Here is a 384-nt window from a genome sequence, read left to right as displayed (position 1 = left end):
TAAAGGAAGTCCGCTGACCTCTCAACAAAGAAAAATGCTTAACGATGCATTGAATCTTGGGAAAGATCTTGGTGCTAAAGTGGAGATTATGCGTGGTTCAAGTTGTTACGATACCGTTTATTCTTATTTAGTTGACCAACGAGCAAGTACCGTTTTAGTTGGGATTGGTGAACGTTATCGTTATATATTCTGGCGTAAGCGTTTATATCAGCGTTTGATTGACTCTGGATTACCTTTAGAGGTATCAGTTTATCACTCCCCTGAATCAAAAGTAAAAATAGTAAAGTCTAATCCAATAGATCCAATTTACAATCGTATTAAAAAACATATTTATGCATTGATTAATGTAGGTTTGGCTTCTTTACTAGCACTTGCCCTTAAAGA

1 protein-coding gene is annotated in these 384 nt (G+C 35.7%); it reads left to right on the top strand.

Annotated elements, in window-relative coordinates; all coding sequences use genetic code 11:
• Positions 1-34: 34 nt before the first annotated feature.
• On the top strand, positions 35-384 hold a 350-nt coding region (locus RMT89_RS41495), incomplete at its 3' end, for a hypothetical protein (RefSeq protein WP_315888932.1).

The sequence above is a fragment of the Streptomyces sp. P17 genome, assembly GCF_032436805.1.
In the GTDB taxonomy this organism is placed as follows: domain Bacteria; phylum Actinomycetota; class Actinomycetes; order Streptomycetales; family Streptomycetaceae; genus Streptomyces.
The sequence above is the reverse complement of the archived record's forward strand: the minus strand, read 5'-3'. Positions and strand labels throughout refer to the sequence as shown.